The sequence below is a fragment of the Vibrio sp. 2130-1 genome (assembly GCF_033339515.1).
In genome coordinates this window covers 521437-537953 of sequence record NZ_JAWOUT010000001.1, presented here as the reverse complement: position 1 = coordinate 537953, position 16517 = coordinate 521437, and the positions used below count along the sequence as shown (strand labels likewise).

Sequence of the window (16517 nt, the reverse complement as noted above, 5' to 3'; positions counted from 1 at the left end):
GTAGTGCTTCATCCACGCTACATTGCAAATTATCATTTTCATACGTTGATCCCAAAAACAATGTGTATGGCTAACGCTTTCTATACGGCAATTTGCCTCCTTTCTAGCAGGCTACCGCCCTCTTTCTGATCAAAAGCGCTATAAATCGTAGCACCTATATGCATGAAACAAATAGAAAAACAGTATGAATATGTGTGGTAGCGCGCGCAATTAGGCGGCGCACAGCACGCTAATTTCAAAAGTGGTGATACATTAACGGAGCTGTATAAATAAACAGGTTAATTTATCATGAAAAGTCAGTTTTTACTTAGTGTAAAAGAGCACATGCTTACTCGTCATTATGCGAATAAAACTATCGAAAGTTATCTATTTTGGATAAAACGCTTTATCACTTTTCACCAGCTTGCACACCCATCAACACTAGCAGAAGATGATGTCATTCAATTTCTGAGTTACTTAGCGGTAGAAGAAAAAGTTGCGGTAAAAACGCAAGCTTTGGCGCTGAACTCAATATCATTTTTATATCGTGATTATTTCAAAACCCCACTATCACTTGATATGAGATTTCAGAAATCCTTGACCGAAAAGAAACTTCCCGTTGTGTTAACCAGGGAGGAGATCCGAAGATTCGTTCAGCATATCGACCCGAGGTATAGACTCCATATTCAGCTGCTTTACGGCTCAGGGCTTCGAGTGATGGAATGTTTACGCTTACGAGTTCAAGACATCGATTATGATTATGGTGCAGTTCGCGTTTGGCAAGGAAAAGGAGGTAAAAATCGTACAGTCACATTAGCCAAAGAACTGCATGAACCACTTAAAGCTCAAGTTAATTTAGCAAGAAACTATTACTTTAAAGATAGACACATGCCTGGTTATGCGGGCGTATACATCTCTGAAGGTTTACGACGTAAATACCCAAAAGCGGAGCTAGATTTTAACTGGCACTTTTTGTTTCCATCAACAAAGTTAAGCGCAGATCGAGACACTGGTGAATTGAGAAGGCATCATATCAATGAAAGCGCAATACAAAGAGCAGTAAAGCGTGCGGCAAGCGACGCAAGCATTGAGAAAACTGTAACTTGCCACACACTAAGACACAGTTTTGCCACGCACTTATTGGAATCTGGCGCAGACATTAGAACTGTTCAGGAACAATTAGGGCATACTGATGTAAAAACCACGCAAATCTATACTGTAATTCATCAAGTCTACCAAAAAAGTACATAGAAATTAGTGGAGACAAACTAACCCCTTTAAAATCAAAGCATTAAAACAAAACCCAACACATCAAATGGCTATTCCTGAATTCTTACTTGATCAAAAGAAACCCTAAATATACATAATTACTTGCTTAATTAGCCCCATCATTGCCCCAGATCTGCCCCATTTCTTACGACAGGCTTTATCCGTATCAAGTTACAAAAACCTTTACACGACTACCTTGGGGAACGCTAAAAGCACAACACCACGAGCCTACTTGATCTGGAAAATGAACATGAGGTCGAGTTGCAAAGTAATGCATGCCGAACAAAAAATCTCTTGCGACAATTGGGTGACTCCCCGTATTAGCATCAATGTCACTTCAGCTCTCTCCACTAGTGCCTCGTTAGGCTAAGACATTAGCCACAAATAATTAAACGGTAATACTTTCAAACTAAAATAACGTAACAACAGAACTGTATAAAATTTATGAGATATTATAAATGCCAAAATTTGCAGTACACATCATAGATGTTTGACCTAATCAGCTATACAACTTCTTTAGTATTCGATAAAATCCTTTTTAATTTTCAAGTAATTAAACTCAAGGATGATTAGAAGAACATGAAGAAAATTCTTAAAGCACTTTTAAAACCAAGGGCTGCCTTTTTGCATATTAAATCAAAGTTGATAGTCATTTTTCTCAAAAAAAATAAAAACATTAAACTTGGAAAAGCTTTAAGAATAATTGGCTCACCTCTTATAGATATAAAGAATGATTGTTTCTTATATGTGGAAGATAATGTCACTTTAAATTCACAAAATAGAGGTTATCATGTGAATATGCATTCCCCTATAAAGTTATACGCTGATAGAGAAGGCGCTATAATAAAGATTGGTGAAAACACAAGAATACATGGGACCTGTATACATGCATACGAGTCTATAACTATCGGAAAAAACTGTTTAATAGCAGCCAATTGCCAAATATTCGATGGTAGTGGTCATGACCTCTCATTTTCTGATGTAAAAAATAGAATTAATACCAAAGGTATTAGTAAACCAGTTTTAATAGAAGATAACGTTTGGATTGGAATTAACTCAGTAATTCTTCCTGGAGTTACAATTGGTAATGGTTCCGTAATTGCAGCAAATAGTGTTGTAACCAAAAGTATTCCACCTATGGTTTTAGCTGGAGGCAATCCAGCTAAAATAATCAAACGATATGAGTAAATGAAAATCACATCTCATTGATTGTAATTAAAAAAGGCCACAAGATCACTTGTGGCCTAGATAAAAAGCAGTTACAAACCTGCTCCTTCCGATTTTACTTCTCCATTTTCAATATATATACGGAACAGACTTCCTGTCGCCCTATCTCGCAACACAACACCTGCCCCCGGCTTGTTGACCTTAACGTCGTTTTCCATCCAACACTCACCATCCGCAGTCATGACTCCGCTCGATGAGTTAAAGTTGTATGTCTTGCCATAAATCGAGGTGATGTTCAGTTGGCCTGATGAGTCAAAGTCGCTGTACCGCACACGAACTGTCTTCACATTCGGAGCGTTGATAAAGCCAGTCACATTACTCGTTTTAAGAGATTGAGATGAGGAATACACATCTTCACCCTGTCCACCTCTTAACTCGATTGACACACGACCAGAAGTGATCTGCTTATAACCTAACGTGCTGCCTATCATATTGAAGTGTGTTTTTGACAGTCGCATTGTGACTTCCACTTCGTAGACATCACCTGGTACAACCTCAAGTTTGACCGCTGATTCAGGGTTAAAGTCAAACATAGGAGTCAGATCAACACCTTCTTGAAGCTGCCCATTTTTATACAGCTTAGCTTCGAATTTAGGTCGAGTATTGATGAAGGCAAAGAAGTTATCCAGCTTTGGAATGTAGCTTCTTGTCAACGCCGAACCCACTGTTGGAGGCGCTTCCTCTGGGATGAGGTTTTTGGTGGTGGCACCGTTTGCAATGAAGGTATTCAAGCCAGGGTTGTCTTCATAAACAAACGGAGATAAATCACTACCGTTCAACTCTTTGGCCGTCGAACCATAAAGCTCAACGATATTACCAGCCGCTTCTGCATAACCATCAGGAAAATCGTTATCGCGAATGAATCTAATTGTGGCTTGGCCATCTTTGGGACCATCCCACCCCATAAATTCAAATTTATTACCGCGACCAGAGCACTCAAGAAAACATTCGGACGTATCATTCGACCATTGAAAGTCGAGCTCACTGCAAGTATTACCAGCAACTTCACCGCCAATTTCAAGGTTGGGCTTCATTAAAGGTGAAATTACCTTGAGCGCCTTCTTAAATCGCCGAGCGGCCAGACAGCGCAACTTATTTCCGTTAACCCAAGTTGTCCATCGATTAGGGTCAATGTCATCAATCACTGCTTGGAGAACATAGGGATAGGCAAATCCATCAACAAACACATCGTTGATATAATTTCGCCAAACAAATTCATGGGTTCGAATGGAGGTTAAACCGAGAACCCAACTACCAGCAAGTAACATCAAACCGTGACCAGTCAACTTCGAACTATCAATGACAACGCCATGATCGTGGCTGTCGTAGTCAATCCAACCATTCAGGATTTGTAGCTGTTCAATCTTGTTTTCCACACATCCTTTGGTTTTACTTGAACCATTAACGATAGAGCCTGGTGATGTTAACAAAACCATCGTCTGGTCAAAAAGTTCGAGATCCTTGGAGCGAATGATTCGAGGGTTACCTTTAAGGTTGACATTGTAGTTAAGAATGAGCCCTATGGTGTTTGTGCAGAGCTCCAACTTACCATCCCACTGAACATCAATATCTCTAAGCTCGATCGTTGAGTGAAATTTATAAATGCTATTTGGTATCCATAGCGTTAAAGAATCCGCTCGACACAATTCGGCGGCATAGTTAATTTTTTCACCCCAGTCGACCAAAGGGTAGTTAACTAAGTTATCGATTGAATACAGCTTTTGCCCATCAATGCAGGGCTGCAAGTAGCGCTTCTGACCATCAACAACAATGTACGTAAGGTTTGCATCGATAAAGTCGACGGTGCCCGAACAAGAAATTCGATAGACTTTATCTTCAATTCTTAATCCATTAAAACCTTGCGGTATCGCATCACCTATCGAAAGGTTTTTACTACGCGGATAAACCTTCAAGTTCGCTGATTGCTCTAAGGTGTGATGGTCTTGATTGGATGCCCACTCTTTACCTGCACTCTCCCCATCTGAACGTAAATCGCTAACAGAACCGTCGGCAAAGATTTCAGCTATCTTGCATACAAAATGCTTAACGCCAAGTTCAGAAGCGTAATCGTCTTTTTCTTCTGGTGTGACAACAAAGTCAAAGCGTGTGATTTGATCCCCAGTGGGCAACACTTCTTTATAGGCATCAACATAAACAAACGATGGCTTGCTAGTGACCTGAATGCTTCGGTTGTAATCCAAGGAAATACGATTTCCAGATACGTAGCCAACCCCACCCTTTACTTGAAACGTATCAAACTGAGGAGTCACTAAGAACCCATCTTGTATGAACCAATCCTTACCGTTTTGGTCAACTAACGCTTGAGCGACTCTGTCTTCCGATTTAAGAAGTTGATCATGTACGTACGTTCGGCTAGCGCCTGTCATTTTGAATGCAACAACCGTAGTGTTGTCGGTTAAGTGAATGAGCAGCTGACCTTCTGAGGTTTCGCTAAACGTATCCACAACAAGTTGCTTGTTGCTATTGTTCAGCTCCCACGTTTTCCCATACGCCAACAGTTTTGGGTAGACTTCATTCACATCTGGCGTCAATGTTAACCCAGCGACTAGAACGGCTGGCTTACGACCAAAAACATCATTTAAAATGTCATCTTTATCTGCGGTGAACGCCACCCAGTTATCATCAGGACCATCACTGGTCATCACAGCAGGTACTAACTTAGGCAGATACGTGTGATTGTCTGTCCAGCGACGCTGTTGATTAATATTGGTTTCTGATTGCCCCACTTCCCAAAGCTTAACGCCCAATGCCTTAACACTGAACTCATTGCGTTCTTGCTGCCAAGACTCTCGAATTGTAACGCTGTCATTATTCCATTCAGATTTGAGGCGTTCGGACTCTTGATTCCAATCTTCTTTGAGACGATGAGATTCACTCCCCCAATCTTGCTGAAGTTTCGAGGAGGTATCATTCCACTCTGTTTTTAACCGAGTTGACTCTTCATCAAACTCTCTCACTATCTTGGGGAAGGATTTTCTCGGACCAACAGGAGTTTGGATTTCCTTGTCACTATGAGCAAGCTCATCTACGGAATTTGCGGCACCTTCATACCTCGTTACCGCGACTTGAGTACGCTCTTCGATATTTTGAGTCATGGTTTAACCTCATAAAAAAGCCCAGCGCGATGGCTGGGCATAAGTGATTACTTTTGATTGATGGTTAGGCGTAAGCTTCTACACGCGGATCGTCTTCAACAGCGGCACAACCGACAGAGAACTCCCCTTTTTGCTGCACTTGCATCAGAATGCACTTTTTATACATTCGGTTAGCTTGGCCAAACATGTACTCGCTCGGTTTCTTACCTTGCTCGCCCACCTCATAAATAGGGTGTTTCGGCTCATCAACCAGAATTACGATGTCTTTGGCGGTGGTAGGTTCGACGCGGTACGGACCATGCACGCCACTATTGTCCAGGTTAAATAAAATGTAGTGGGGCTTCCCTTCCTCCCATTTCAATAGCCCTGATAACTGAAGGTAGTGGTTGCCATCTTCACCCTTCATCTTTTCAATTACCTGACCAGACGCTCCCCATTCCAACGCATCGTGCGCGACGGGCACCATGTCACCGTAGTTGGATTCCCAGCCATCAATATCGGTAGAGAAATTGATGTTAGTACGCCGATAAGCTTGCACCGCAGCATGAAATAATGCTTCACGCTTGGCATGTTCCAAGCTCGTAATGAATGGCATTTTTAGCTGTTTCGGGTTGTAACCAGGCTGATTGCTGACGGTGGCCACATAAGTTTCTGATTTTCGTGATTGAGGGTTGAACCACTCCAACTCGATGCCATCAAAGTCGCCATCTTCGATGTGACTGATATCGGCGCTGAAGCTATCTGGCTCCATGTTCACCGGCGAATAAGGTTTACACAATACGCTGCGGGGCTCATCTCGCCACATGCTGACTGTTCCAAAGTCAATGCGTGGATAACTTCGCCCCGCTAACAACAAGGTTTCAATGGCGGCCCAGAACGCGGTGGGCTGATCAAATAACCCATCACAGCGGTCGCCCCGTTCTTCCCATTTGGCGTGGTAGGCCTCAAAGGTCGATAAATCGATCGCATCATCGGTCAAGGCCGCGCCGTAGACAGAATCGCGACAAGCATCGATGACCGCATGGGCAATCGAACGTGTCGGCAATTCGGCATACTGACCATCACTCTGGCGCACCGGCAAAATACGGGTGCTATCATTCCAGTATTGCTGGTTCGCTTGCTGAGATAATGAGTTAGTGGCTTTGATTTTGAGTGTGATGATGGTTTCGGCTTCGTTGACATAATCATGCTGAATGATGGATTTCAGTCCCATCCATTGGATTTCATCAAACACTTTGGTCGAGTTAGTCACGGTACTGATTCGACGACAACCCACCTCCCAGCGCCCTGGTGCTAATCCCATTTCCTCGCTTAACCATACGGTGAGGCGTTGAGGTGTATTATCACCTTTAGTTAGCAACAGTTTGTGGTATTGATAGGCGTCATTGGTGCCAGCTGGGCGCGCACGAACTTGCCATTCACACGTCCTAGCATTGATATCGCCATTTTTGTTCAACGCCCCCAAGCCACGAGGAAAGATAAAGTCTAAACCCACATCGAGCGCGGTGGCATCACTCGGCACACAGAGAAAATTCCCCACCCATTCCGCCTCGCGATCGCGCTCTAACACTGAAATATCAGCGGTAGGGCTGTCAATGCTGCTAAACCCAGACCACCCTGAAACTTCTTCAAGCGTGTCTGAAGCAACGAGCGCCAAGGTGCCATTGTTGTCCTTACACACATACGTTCCATCGTTGCCAACAGCCTCAAAGATGCGCACATAAACGTTAGACATGGGCTCAAAGCTCGTCACCTCACTTCCGCCATCGGTCTTGACTCGGATTCGATTCCCAGGCCGAAACGCCGTTACGATGTAAGTACCCGAGTTAACCCCTGCGCCGGTGATCACAATGCGGTCATTATGCGCTAAGGAGCCCCATCCCAACGGGTTTTCAATTTCGTCGGGCAGTTCTTCTGGGTCAATGACATCGCCATCGTCCCCCATGTCATGAAAGTGAATATTACCCTCAAAGACTAAGCTTTCTTGTGTGGTAGAGGTGATCACCACATGCTGCCCCGCCTCCCAAGGCCACTTGTCACGACGCCATGTTGAGCTGTAATCCCCGTTGCCAGTGTGAATGCTGTACTGTGACCATAGCTCGACCACCTTGCCCCGAAAACGTGCTTCATTACTGGTGGCCGCAGCCACCCAACCGGAAGTCACGCCATCGAGCGTCAAGCCACCTTGGCCATCTGCGCCGCCGACTTCCTTCGAGGTCCAGACAATGTGCGGGAAATGATCCACGACTTGTCCTGGTTGATATACCTGAACCTCGATGTCACCAAATTGGCTTAGCGGCGTTTCCCCAATGTAGTGCTCATGAATTTGGAATTTTCCAACCCCCTTGGAAAAGGTTTGGAAGTAGTATTGTTCGTTGTTGTCATACACCCACCAGTTCGGGGCGATAATGTCAGGATAGTGCGGCATTCGGCCAAACTGAACAGGCACAGGGTTGCCTAGCTTTGGCTTGTTCCCTTGCCCGTTGTAGTTGTACACACTACTGGCTTGTTGGGTGTCTTTATTGCCAGAGGTATCTGGCATTTGCGAATAAGAGTAAATAGCCGAGGCTGCCGAGACGGCCAGCGCGGCCCAAATCACCCAGTCCACACCAAACCCGAGCTTTGGCCGAATGCTAATCGCATCAAACTCATTGAGCGTGACGTCCATATCATCAAGCCGGCTAAAATTCAGCGTGGCTTGTAAGTTGGTTGAGGCTGGCTTATGAGTAGCAAGCCAGTCAGCTAAGTTGGTCCCAACCGGAACGGTGTGAACGCGATAATCATCCCGCTTTATCGGGTGTTTGAACTCGATTATGTGCGGCATAACGATAAAACTCCACTGCATTAAAACGACGGTTGAACTGGCTTAAAGGCTCGATCTTGACGGTCGAGCCTAACGTGTGGATCACGTAACCTGGTGACTGTTCGGCGGTATACACCCCACAGTGCCAATGCTGACCACGGGTGGCGACCACCATGCAGCCATGCTCTGGGGCTAGAATGGGCTCGATCAATTCGCCCCGATACTCTCCCAAATGGTGATTAGCTTGTTCGACAGTGACAAACCGATCGGCATGACAGGGCAAGTTCGACAAGTTAAACAGCTGTGCCCAAGCATCACGCACCAACAAAGCGCACCCATCTGGCGGATAATGGCCAGCTGGCAGTTCTCTAAAATGGTCAATCATAGATATTTCAATCCTGGGTGAGTCTTGGTGGTGTAAATGCGACGACAAAAGCGCCGATTGGTTAAGTCCTTCCAGCTGGCCGTCAATGACACTGCCATCGTGGTGATATTAGTGCTCGATGTCGTTAAACGAATGGCCTTGTTCCTAGGCTGGCTTAAATCCGCGTCGTCGTATTCTCGATAGATACAGACAACTGGCGTGATCGGCTCGTACATCTTGGTCGATTCAATCGCTCTCGTAAGCGTTAAATCAGTATTGGGAGCGGCAACGCGCAACGCTTCTTGGCCAGAGGTGTTTTTATCTGGCAGCTGAAACTCAAACTGACCGGCTTTAAAGATCACAATGGTGCCATCTTCCAAGCCAGCTTCGAGGTCGATGTTATCTTTGACATAACGCAACACCCCGCCAGGTAAGGCGGGGTGCTGATACTCTAACGTTGACAGGATCACGGTCAGCTCTCCTTGTCGCTTGGCGTCTTAGCTACGGACAGTGCCACCGATAACGCTGCCTTTTCTAGACCGGATAACGTGTCTCGCGTTAATAGTCTCGCGTTGTAACGTTCCAGGTTGGTTGAGAAGGCTTGAACTTCAGCAATCAAATCCCACGTTGAGGTTCGACGGCGCGGATCTTCTGGGTCTGGATAGACACCAGTTAAGACAAAGTCGCTGTCATTACCTGGCGTTTTGATAAACTGCACCTTATGGATGACCAAACGACTGTCACCCGTCAATAGGGGCATGTAACACCATTCAACGCCCGCATCGAGCTCCTCATCAATCCACGTTCTAAAGGCCTCCATTTGTTCACCGGTGAACTGAAACTTGAGAGGATAGCGAGACGGGGCCACTCGGGTTCGACGGCGTACCGTCGCTAAGCCCAAATCCATATTCGATTTCACCACCACTTGACCCGTACGGAACTTGTAATTTTCGATGCTGGGCTCTGGCAAAATACCGTTATCAAAATAACTACATGGATAACGCAAGATATTAGGGTTGAGCTTATCTAACTGCTCTTTGGTTGCCTTGTCTTGGTACATCTGCATTATTTGTAGCCTCCTGGTCTTACGCCAAGTTTTTGCTGAATATAGGAAATGTACTGACCACCGCTATTGGCGTCTTTCATCATGATGGCAATCACTCGCTTCTCTTCATCCACTTCCGCCGTCGTTCCTGGCGGTGCTTCATGAATGACGATATTCCAAGGTTGGGGCGCAACCGCTTGTTGCTGATTACTGTTGCCTACTTCGCCACGCTCAATCATGGATAAAGCCCGCTCATGTCGATCGGCTTCAGCGCGGGTTTGCACCTTTTCCCCACCATCGAGCAACCAGGTGCCCTCTCTTGGGATTCGACCGTTGGTAAATCCGCTCGAACCATCGTGGGCCATGCCCTTCAATTCAGTGCTTTGAATGGTGCTGACAATACTGGCTGTACTGGCTGCAACGGACGCCATCGCAGGGATGTTAGCGGGGAACGGCAAAGCAGCCGCACTGGCTAAACCTTGCTGGATTTTGATGATCGATTCAGCAATCGCAAACGCCTTTGAGGCCGCAAACATGGCTTTGTAAATGCCTGATTGCTCACCTGCAAAGGTTTTGGCCACATCGGACATGCTGCCGAACAAATCCGAGTAGTTGCTGTACTCCGCGGCTTGAGCGGCGGCTCGGGCTTGAGCGGCGGCTCGGGCTTGAGCGGCTTTTTTCTCGATGTCAGTTAGGTTGGTTTGATGTTCCTGCCACAACAACTCACGACTGGCAAAATACTGATCTTCCAGTTCTTGTTGCAGCGTGTGGTTATCCATCGCGGCTTCATACGCCGATTGGAATTGCTCTGACAATCGGCTTTGACGATCCGCATAGGCAAACGCTTCTCTGGCTGCATCGGCTTGGTCGCCTGCGGCATTAATGGCCAAACGGCGCTGCCATTCGGTTTCCAGTAAGGCCGTAGCTTCTCTGAATGCAACCACCGATTTATCCTCTTCGGCTGGCTTGCTTTTCGGATCATCGAGAGGTTTCACACCTGGTGCGTTGTAGTTGATACCGTTCGCATAGTTCTTCGCTAACTCATCAAACCTTGCTTTGGTGTTTTGATACCATGTTTCAATGCCTTCCGATGGCAGAGGCTCACTGGCCAGATTGCGCAACTCCCACAGCGCTTCGTTCAGGTCCAGCTTGGTTTGATTAACGGTGGATGCATCAAATAGCTGAGGAGGAGGCATACTAGAGAACTTACGCAACTCCGCCGCCATGTTGGCAGCTTCGTCACTGAAGTTGGCCGCCAGATCGAGCGCGCCCTGCAATGGTGAAACCACCACTTGAAAGATGAACTGCCCCAATTCATGTAAGCCGGTTGTGATGACTTGAGACGCCACCATAAAGCCCAGCTTGAAGCCTTCCCAAGCGACCGATAAGCCTTCAACAATGATTTGCACACCATGAAGGGCGTCAGCCATAAAACCAATTCCCTGAGTGGTGCTGTGAATTCCTTCGGCGATCATGTTGTTCATGCCGCCAAATTGCTGTGAGTAATTGACAAACTCATCCGCTAATGCGGCCACAATTGGCGCAAGTTGGGTGGTCAGTTCTTGTTTTAAGGCGGTACTGGTGAGGCCAACTTTGTACATGGCATCGTTGGCCATTTCGACCTTAGCTGCATCGATGCGTGAAAGCGTGATACCTAGGCGGTCTGCTTCGTCAGCCATCGAGCGCAAACCTTCTGATCCACCGGCTAACATGTTCACCATGCCCACGCCTTCCGAATCGAACAACTTAAACGCCAGACGAACACGCTCTGACTGGCTTTCGACTTGGGTAAAGGCGTCAGCCAACACATAAAGCTGCTCATCGGGGGTCATCTCACCGAGCTGCTTCGCGTCCAAGCCAAGTTGTTTCAGTGCGGGCGCAGCTTCACCACTGCCTTGAGCCGCTTCAGCGATTCGACGAGTCATGCGTTGCAGTGACATATCGAGGTTTTTCGCCCCAACACCGGTGAGCTCACTGGCGTGACGGAACTGTGTCAATGCTTCGGTCGAGATACCAATGCGGTCAGCGAACTTGGCCGTTTGGTCAATGATAGCCGCTTGCTGCTTGTACACCAGGGCCAGCGCCCCTGCGGTGGCAGTCGCCGCGGTTGCCGTGGCCGCGGCAGCAATAGAAAATGATCCCCTAACCTGGCTCGACCAGCTTTTCGCCTTTTTGTTCGACTTGTCCAATTCAGACACGAACTGCGCACTATTGGCATAAAGCGCTACCGTTAGTTTGGCTATATCTGACATGGGCAAACTCTTACATCAGAAAACGCTCACAAGCGGCCACTTGTTTGTCGGTGTCTGACAAATCAATGACTGTGGGCGTTTTGGGTTTTGATGGACGTGGGGGCGGGTTGCCCTCTTGTTCGGATTTCAGTAAAAAGTGGGCGCGCCAAAGTGCTATCAATTCGCTATCGGCTTTTCGGTGAATCTCTCGTGGGTCTAGCACCCCGAGCAACTCACCGAGTTGAAAGCAATAGCGAAGGGCGGGATCATCTTCTAGCCTTTTTTTGCCGCTTCTTCGCTCCCTTCGGCCATGTAGTTGACAGCCGTAATGACTCGGATCGCTGACTCTATGGACGTCATGGTTTTCACGGCCAATAGCTCTTTTGGTTTGACGCTTTGCGACATAGGCACGCCGTTATCATCTAGGATGGAATCCAGCACTAATTGCGCAACGGCTTCATTCAACTTATCGACGTCTTGCTCTTCGCTGTATTTTTTACGTTTTTTCTCGTACTGACTAAGACGCTCTGCCGTCATGCGGATGATCTTAAACTCACCGCCTAGCAAAGTGCGGGTGACAGGAACAGGTTGGTCTAGAGAAAGCAGTAAATCTTTTGCGTTCATTTTTATGTGTCCTTATGCCCGCCAAGGGCGGGCAGAATGAGATTAACTAACTGTAAGGGTTGCAGGTTCAGTGGTGACGGAGCCGTAAAGGTTGGTGACAACGGCTTGGTATTGGTTGTTATTTTTCGCCGTGGTGGCAGTCATGCTTAGGGTGTAACCAATCTCCCCTGTGATGTCGATCCACGATCCACTTGACGTTTTTTCCTGCCATTGCACGCTGACATCATCGTCAGCAGGCTCAAGGGTAAAGCCCACGGCATCACCATCCGAGGCCGCCACGTCCAAAGGCTGAGTTTCGATGCTTGGCGCTTTTTGGAACCCGCGCACAATACCGTTCTGTTTGCCTGCCACCGTTAAATACATGGCGTTGGTTTTATCTGGCTCTTCGTGAGCCCAGCCACCCAAAACAATGGTCATGAGGGCGTAGCGGTTGTTTGGCCACTCAATCAAAACGGCTTTAGTTTTCTTGCGTTCGGCGTCTTTGAGGAAACCATTCAGATCAGGGTCGGTTTCGCCCGCATCCAAAAATCGAAAGGACTTATCTTCCCCTTCTGACATCTGGGCGAAGTATTTATGGTCCGTGTCGATTAGTCGCGTGATCTGGCTATACGATGTGGTTTTCCCCGTAACTCCGACTTGGTCGGCGTCTTTTAATAGAACCATTTCCGACAGTTTTGAGCCGACATTTCCCACTTTGAAGCGAGTACCAGCTGGCAACTTGGCGTATTCTGGTTCAGGGATTCCGTTATTCATTGGGGTTCTCCCGATTAATGGTTAATAAAAAAATCTCTGTTGAACTGGTAAGACGTACATTCCCCAGACTCATCGAGTAGTGACTGTTCAAAACCTCCGCTCAATCGGGCATATTGCACGGGGTAGCCCGACAACAGCCCGTTGAATCCATGAAGTTCAGCGACAATGCTGTCAGCTAAACGCTTGGCTTCGTCGGGGTCTTGGTGGTAGATGGTGAGGCTATAGCTGTCGTCCTTAATGCCTGTTTGCCGCAAATTCCCCTCCACGCTTCCGGGAGTTAAGCAGCGGTAAACTACAGCGTTTTGCGCGCTAGGCGGACGATGAAGCCAATAGCAATCCAGCCCAGTTAGTTGACTTAACCAGGCGTTTAACGCACTTTCTAAAGTCATTTGGCTTGCTTCTTAATTGCTTTTTGAATCTCCGTCGCCAATACCGTGCGAAAAGTTCGAACGATCCGGTGGCGGTTTTCATATAAGGCCGGACGCATAAACGGATCAGCGGCCTGCTTGGCCGTGCCATACTCTTGCGCAATGGCTTTCTGGCTATGCTTTTTGGATGGCCCCACTCGGGTGGCTAACGCGTTGTCTTTGCCGCCGTGTTTGCTGTCCAGTTTTTTGGTGCTGATCTTGATGCTGTCACGCATGTGCTCACCATCAGGGCTATCGGAGTTATAACCTGCTCCCATCGCCATAGAGAGCTGAACACCGTCCATTGCTTCTCGGCTGGCTTTACGCAACGCCTTTAATCCGGCCTTTTGACCCAGTTCGGTTAACGCTTTTTCCAGCTCTTTCAAGCCAGATACACTCCAACTATCAAGCTGCATGGTGTGCACTCCTTTCAGTTACGGAACGGGTTTTATTGCTGGCGGTGATTTTCATCCAGCGGCCTCGCCACTGTATCCAGTAGTTTGGCTCGATGTTTTCACGCCATCGAAGCCGCCACTGATACACGTTGAGAGCTTTCTCACGGTCATTGATTGCGCTTTGACTCCCCGAACTGGAAAGCAACTCCGCCCACGGGGTCGCCATCCGTTCCAGCTGAACCGTAGGCGCACCGTTAGCACTTTTACCATCAACGGTGCGATACAGGGTTAAACGTTGGTTGAGTTTGCCTGCTTGCATACGCCCTCACAGGTTGATATCGCGATCAAAATCCAATAAAAAGCTCACGCCGAGAGGAAGGGTTTTAACGCTGCTTTCTGTCACCGCTTCTCGATGCGCAAACCAGTGGCCAATTAACAACAACACCGCCAGTTCTGTGTCCTCTCTGGCCACAAAAGCATTTTCTGGCACTAACTCTGGGTCTAGCGGCACTTCCTCTTGGGTCCAGTAGACGGGACGATTGAGGTAGTTCTCAACGGCTCGTTTGGCCGCCGACAAGTAGAGAGTGAGCTGCTGATCATGCTCGGTGATGTCGTCATCGATACTGCACTGGTTTTTTACCTTAACCAGATCAAGCATCGGCTTTTACCGCCGAGCCATTCTCAATAAGGCGCTGTGCCTCTTTCTCTGAGCACGGATACTGATCGTTAATCGTGAAAGAACGCTGTTTCAGTGAATCCCAAAGTGGCATTTTCAGCTTTACTTGAACTTCGGCGTTTGATGCTTCAGGCGGCGTTGGTGATCCTAGGCTCTGCTGAACTTGAGGCTCTGGTTCCGGGTCTTTCGGTGATTTGTCGTCACCTTGCGTTTGAGTTTGCTGAGCAGAGGGTTCTGACGTCTCCCCTTCTTGCGTGGTTGCGTCGATTGACGCTTTCACTTCAGAGGTTGTTGCTGAATCTTTGGTGTTATCTTTCTCTTTTGCAGCGGTCGCTTTGGCTTTGGTGGTTGCCATGGCCTATTCCTTCTTACATGAAAAAGCCCACCGTTTGGTGGGCTCATTCTGAGGGTGATAATTAAGCCGCAGCGTGCTCTAGCGCGGCAATAGCTGCAACGTCTTCCAACAGCACATCAAAGCGGTGGAAGCCAATGAAGCCCATCTGATCGAACTCAGCGTAACGCTCGGTCAAGCGGCGCAGGTTCATGTACGCCACACGACGTAGCACGACCGATAACCAATCACCATAGAACACTGACTTATTGCTTGCGCCCGCTTTAGCGATGCCTTGGTCAATCACGTACTCATCACCATCAATGGTGGCTGGCGCAACACCGGCAATCGCAGGCAACCATAACGGACGGCCATTCGCGTCATTCATCAGCTTGAAGCCTTTGAACGTGTCATCATTGAACGCCCAACGCGTATTTGGACCATTGCGATAAGCTGGGTCCACTTTGTGTTTTAGGTTGATCAAGTCGGCGTAAGATACCCCGCTAACGGCTGCCGCTTGATGGGTCAATTGCACCTGTTTATTGAGGCCATTTAGGTTATTGCCTTGACCATCACCCGTGATGATTTGGCCTGCTTCTAGGCGTCCCAAACGCTGACCGAGACGACGCGCAACAAACGCATCAACATCGATCATGCTGTCTTGCAGGAGCTCATTCGATACCAGGACGATTTTAGAGCTGCCTTTCTTCGCGCCAATCTCAACTTGACTGAAGGTCGGATCGCCCTTACTTGCCTCTTGGTTTTCAGCCAGCATTTCACCGATTTCAGTACGACCATCAGACACCGCCCACGGCATCGCACGGCCATCTTGAGTCGTAATAACCTGACAGACGTTCGCAATACCACCGTACGCCGCCATGTTTTCAACGACACGATTCACAAAGTTTTTCGGGACGGTAAAGCCACCACTAAAGCCAGTGGTCGTACCTAATGCACGCAGTTGAGCCTTGTCTTCTTGCGATAGCTCCGCAAAACCATGACGCAGATAATTAGTAAAGGCTTCAGCTTGACGCTGCTCGGTTGGGGACTCTTCTGGGTTATTTTGGGTTGGGTTGTTGTCATCACGAACAAAGCGCTCGTCTTGTGCGCGAAGCTGATCTTCTCGTTCAATTTGTGAATCTAAACCTTCCAATTCTGACGTCATATCACGCCATTGGGTGGTTTCATCATCCGTGAACGCGCGTTTTTCGTCTTTCGCCTTGTCGTTTAACTCACGCATTTGGCGCGCGATCGTGTCACGTTTTTTCTTCATTTCATGGTATTTCATTCAACTTTC

General features: G+C 47.5%; 16 protein-coding genes and 1 pseudogene. 3 read left to right on the top strand and 14 right to left on the bottom strand.

Annotation, left to right across the window (positions count from 1 at the left end):
* The first annotated feature begins 288 nt into the window (after positions 1-288).
* From R7Q09_RS02595 to R7Q09_RS28790, 3 genes and pseudogenes are all read left to right on the top strand, one after another.
* On the top strand, positions 289-1230 hold the full coding sequence (locus R7Q09_RS02595) for an integron integrase (RefSeq protein WP_318070997.1): 942 nt from the start codon (positions 289-291) through the stop codon (positions 1228-1230).
* Between the two features lie 597 nt (positions 1231-1827).
* Positions 1828-2178: pseudogene (locus R7Q09_RS28795) on the top strand (hypothetical protein); the annotation flags it as partial.
* On the top strand, positions 2155-2436 hold the full coding sequence (locus R7Q09_RS28790) for a DapH/DapD/GlmU-related protein (protein WP_395186191.1): 282 nt from the start codon (positions 2155-2157) through the stop codon (positions 2434-2436). The pseudogene R7Q09_RS28795 and the gene R7Q09_RS28790, both read left to right, overlap by 24 nt.
* 71 nt (positions 2437-2507) lie before the next feature.
* Here the strand turns inward: R7Q09_RS28790 and R7Q09_RS02585 are convergent, their stop codons facing one another.
* The 14 genes from R7Q09_RS02585 to R7Q09_RS02520 all read right to left on the bottom strand — a co-directional run bounded on the left by R7Q09_RS02585 (position 2508) and on the right by R7Q09_RS02520 (position 16508).
* Positions 2508-5591: a hypothetical protein gene (locus R7Q09_RS02585; RefSeq protein ID WP_318070999.1), complete on the bottom strand. Its 3084-nt coding sequence runs from the start codon at positions 5589-5591 to the stop codon at positions 2508-2510.
* Positions 5592-5655: 64 nt separating this feature from the next.
* On the bottom strand, positions 5656-8415 hold the full coding sequence (locus R7Q09_RS02580) for a host specificity factor TipJ family phage tail protein (protein WP_318071000.1): 2760 nt from the start codon (positions 8413-8415) through the stop codon (positions 5656-5658).
* Complete coding sequence (locus tag R7Q09_RS02575; RefSeq protein WP_140154853.1) at positions 8372-8779, bottom strand: hypothetical protein; 408 nt, start codon at positions 8777-8779, stop codon at positions 8372-8374. Before R7Q09_RS02575 ends, R7Q09_RS02580 begins: the two co-directional genes overlap by 44 nt.
* Positions 8776-9228, bottom strand: coding sequence for a DUF1833 family protein (locus tag R7Q09_RS02570; protein ID WP_238988908.1), 453 nt, complete (start codon positions 9226-9228; stop codon positions 8776-8778). The genes R7Q09_RS02575 and R7Q09_RS02570 overlap by 4 nt, the downstream gene beginning before the upstream one ends.
* 2 nt (positions 9229-9230) lie before the next feature.
* Positions 9231-9824, bottom strand: a complete 594-nt coding sequence (locus R7Q09_RS02565; protein WP_140154854.1) for a hypothetical protein — start codon at positions 9822-9824, stop codon at positions 9231-9233.
* Positions 9824-12055, bottom strand: a complete 2232-nt coding sequence (locus R7Q09_RS02560) for a hypothetical protein (protein ID WP_318071001.1) — start codon at positions 12053-12055, stop codon at positions 9824-9826. Before R7Q09_RS02560 ends, R7Q09_RS02565 begins: the two co-directional genes overlap by 1 nt.
* A 252-nt stretch (positions 12056-12307) precedes the next feature.
* Complete coding sequence (locus tag R7Q09_RS02555) at positions 12308-12658, bottom strand: hypothetical protein (protein WP_140154857.1); 351 nt, start codon at positions 12656-12658, stop codon at positions 12308-12310.
* 42 nt (positions 12659-12700) lie between these two features.
* Positions 12701-13411 carry a hypothetical protein gene (locus R7Q09_RS02550; protein ID WP_318071002.1) on the bottom strand — a complete coding sequence of 237 codons (711 nt, stop codon included), beginning with the start codon at positions 13409-13411 and terminating at the stop codon, positions 12701-12703.
* A gap of 14 nt (positions 13412-13425) precedes the next feature.
* Positions 13426-13800: a hypothetical protein gene (locus tag R7Q09_RS02545; RefSeq protein WP_140154859.1), complete on the bottom strand. Its 375-nt coding sequence runs from the start codon at positions 13798-13800 to the stop codon at positions 13426-13428.
* Positions 13797-14234 carry an HK97-gp10 family putative phage morphogenesis protein gene (locus R7Q09_RS02540; RefSeq protein WP_318071003.1) on the bottom strand — a complete coding sequence of 146 codons (438 nt, stop codon included), beginning with the start codon at positions 14232-14234 and terminating at the stop codon, positions 13797-13799. Before R7Q09_RS02540 ends, R7Q09_RS02545 begins: the two co-directional genes overlap by 4 nt.
* Positions 14224-14532 carry a head-tail adaptor protein gene (locus R7Q09_RS02535; protein ID WP_318071004.1) on the bottom strand — a complete coding sequence of 103 codons (309 nt, stop codon included), beginning with the start codon at positions 14530-14532 and terminating at the stop codon, positions 14224-14226. The genes R7Q09_RS02540 and R7Q09_RS02535 overlap by 11 nt, the downstream gene beginning before the upstream one ends.
* A gap of 6 nt (positions 14533-14538) precedes the next feature.
* A complete protein-coding gene (locus R7Q09_RS02530) occupies positions 14539-14871 on the bottom strand; it encodes a head-tail connector protein (protein ID WP_140154862.1) in 333 nt (110 codons plus the stop codon).
* Complete coding sequence (locus R7Q09_RS02525) at positions 14864-15244, bottom strand: hypothetical protein (protein WP_140154863.1); 381 nt, start codon at positions 15242-15244, stop codon at positions 14864-14866. The genes R7Q09_RS02530 and R7Q09_RS02525 overlap by 8 nt, the downstream gene beginning before the upstream one ends.
* 61 nt (positions 15245-15305) lie before the next feature.
* Positions 15306-16508 (bottom strand): phage major capsid protein, encoded by a 1203-nt coding sequence (locus R7Q09_RS02520; RefSeq protein WP_140154864.1) that lies wholly within the window; start codon positions 16506-16508, stop codon positions 15306-15308.
* Positions 16509-16517 lie beyond the last annotated feature (9 nt).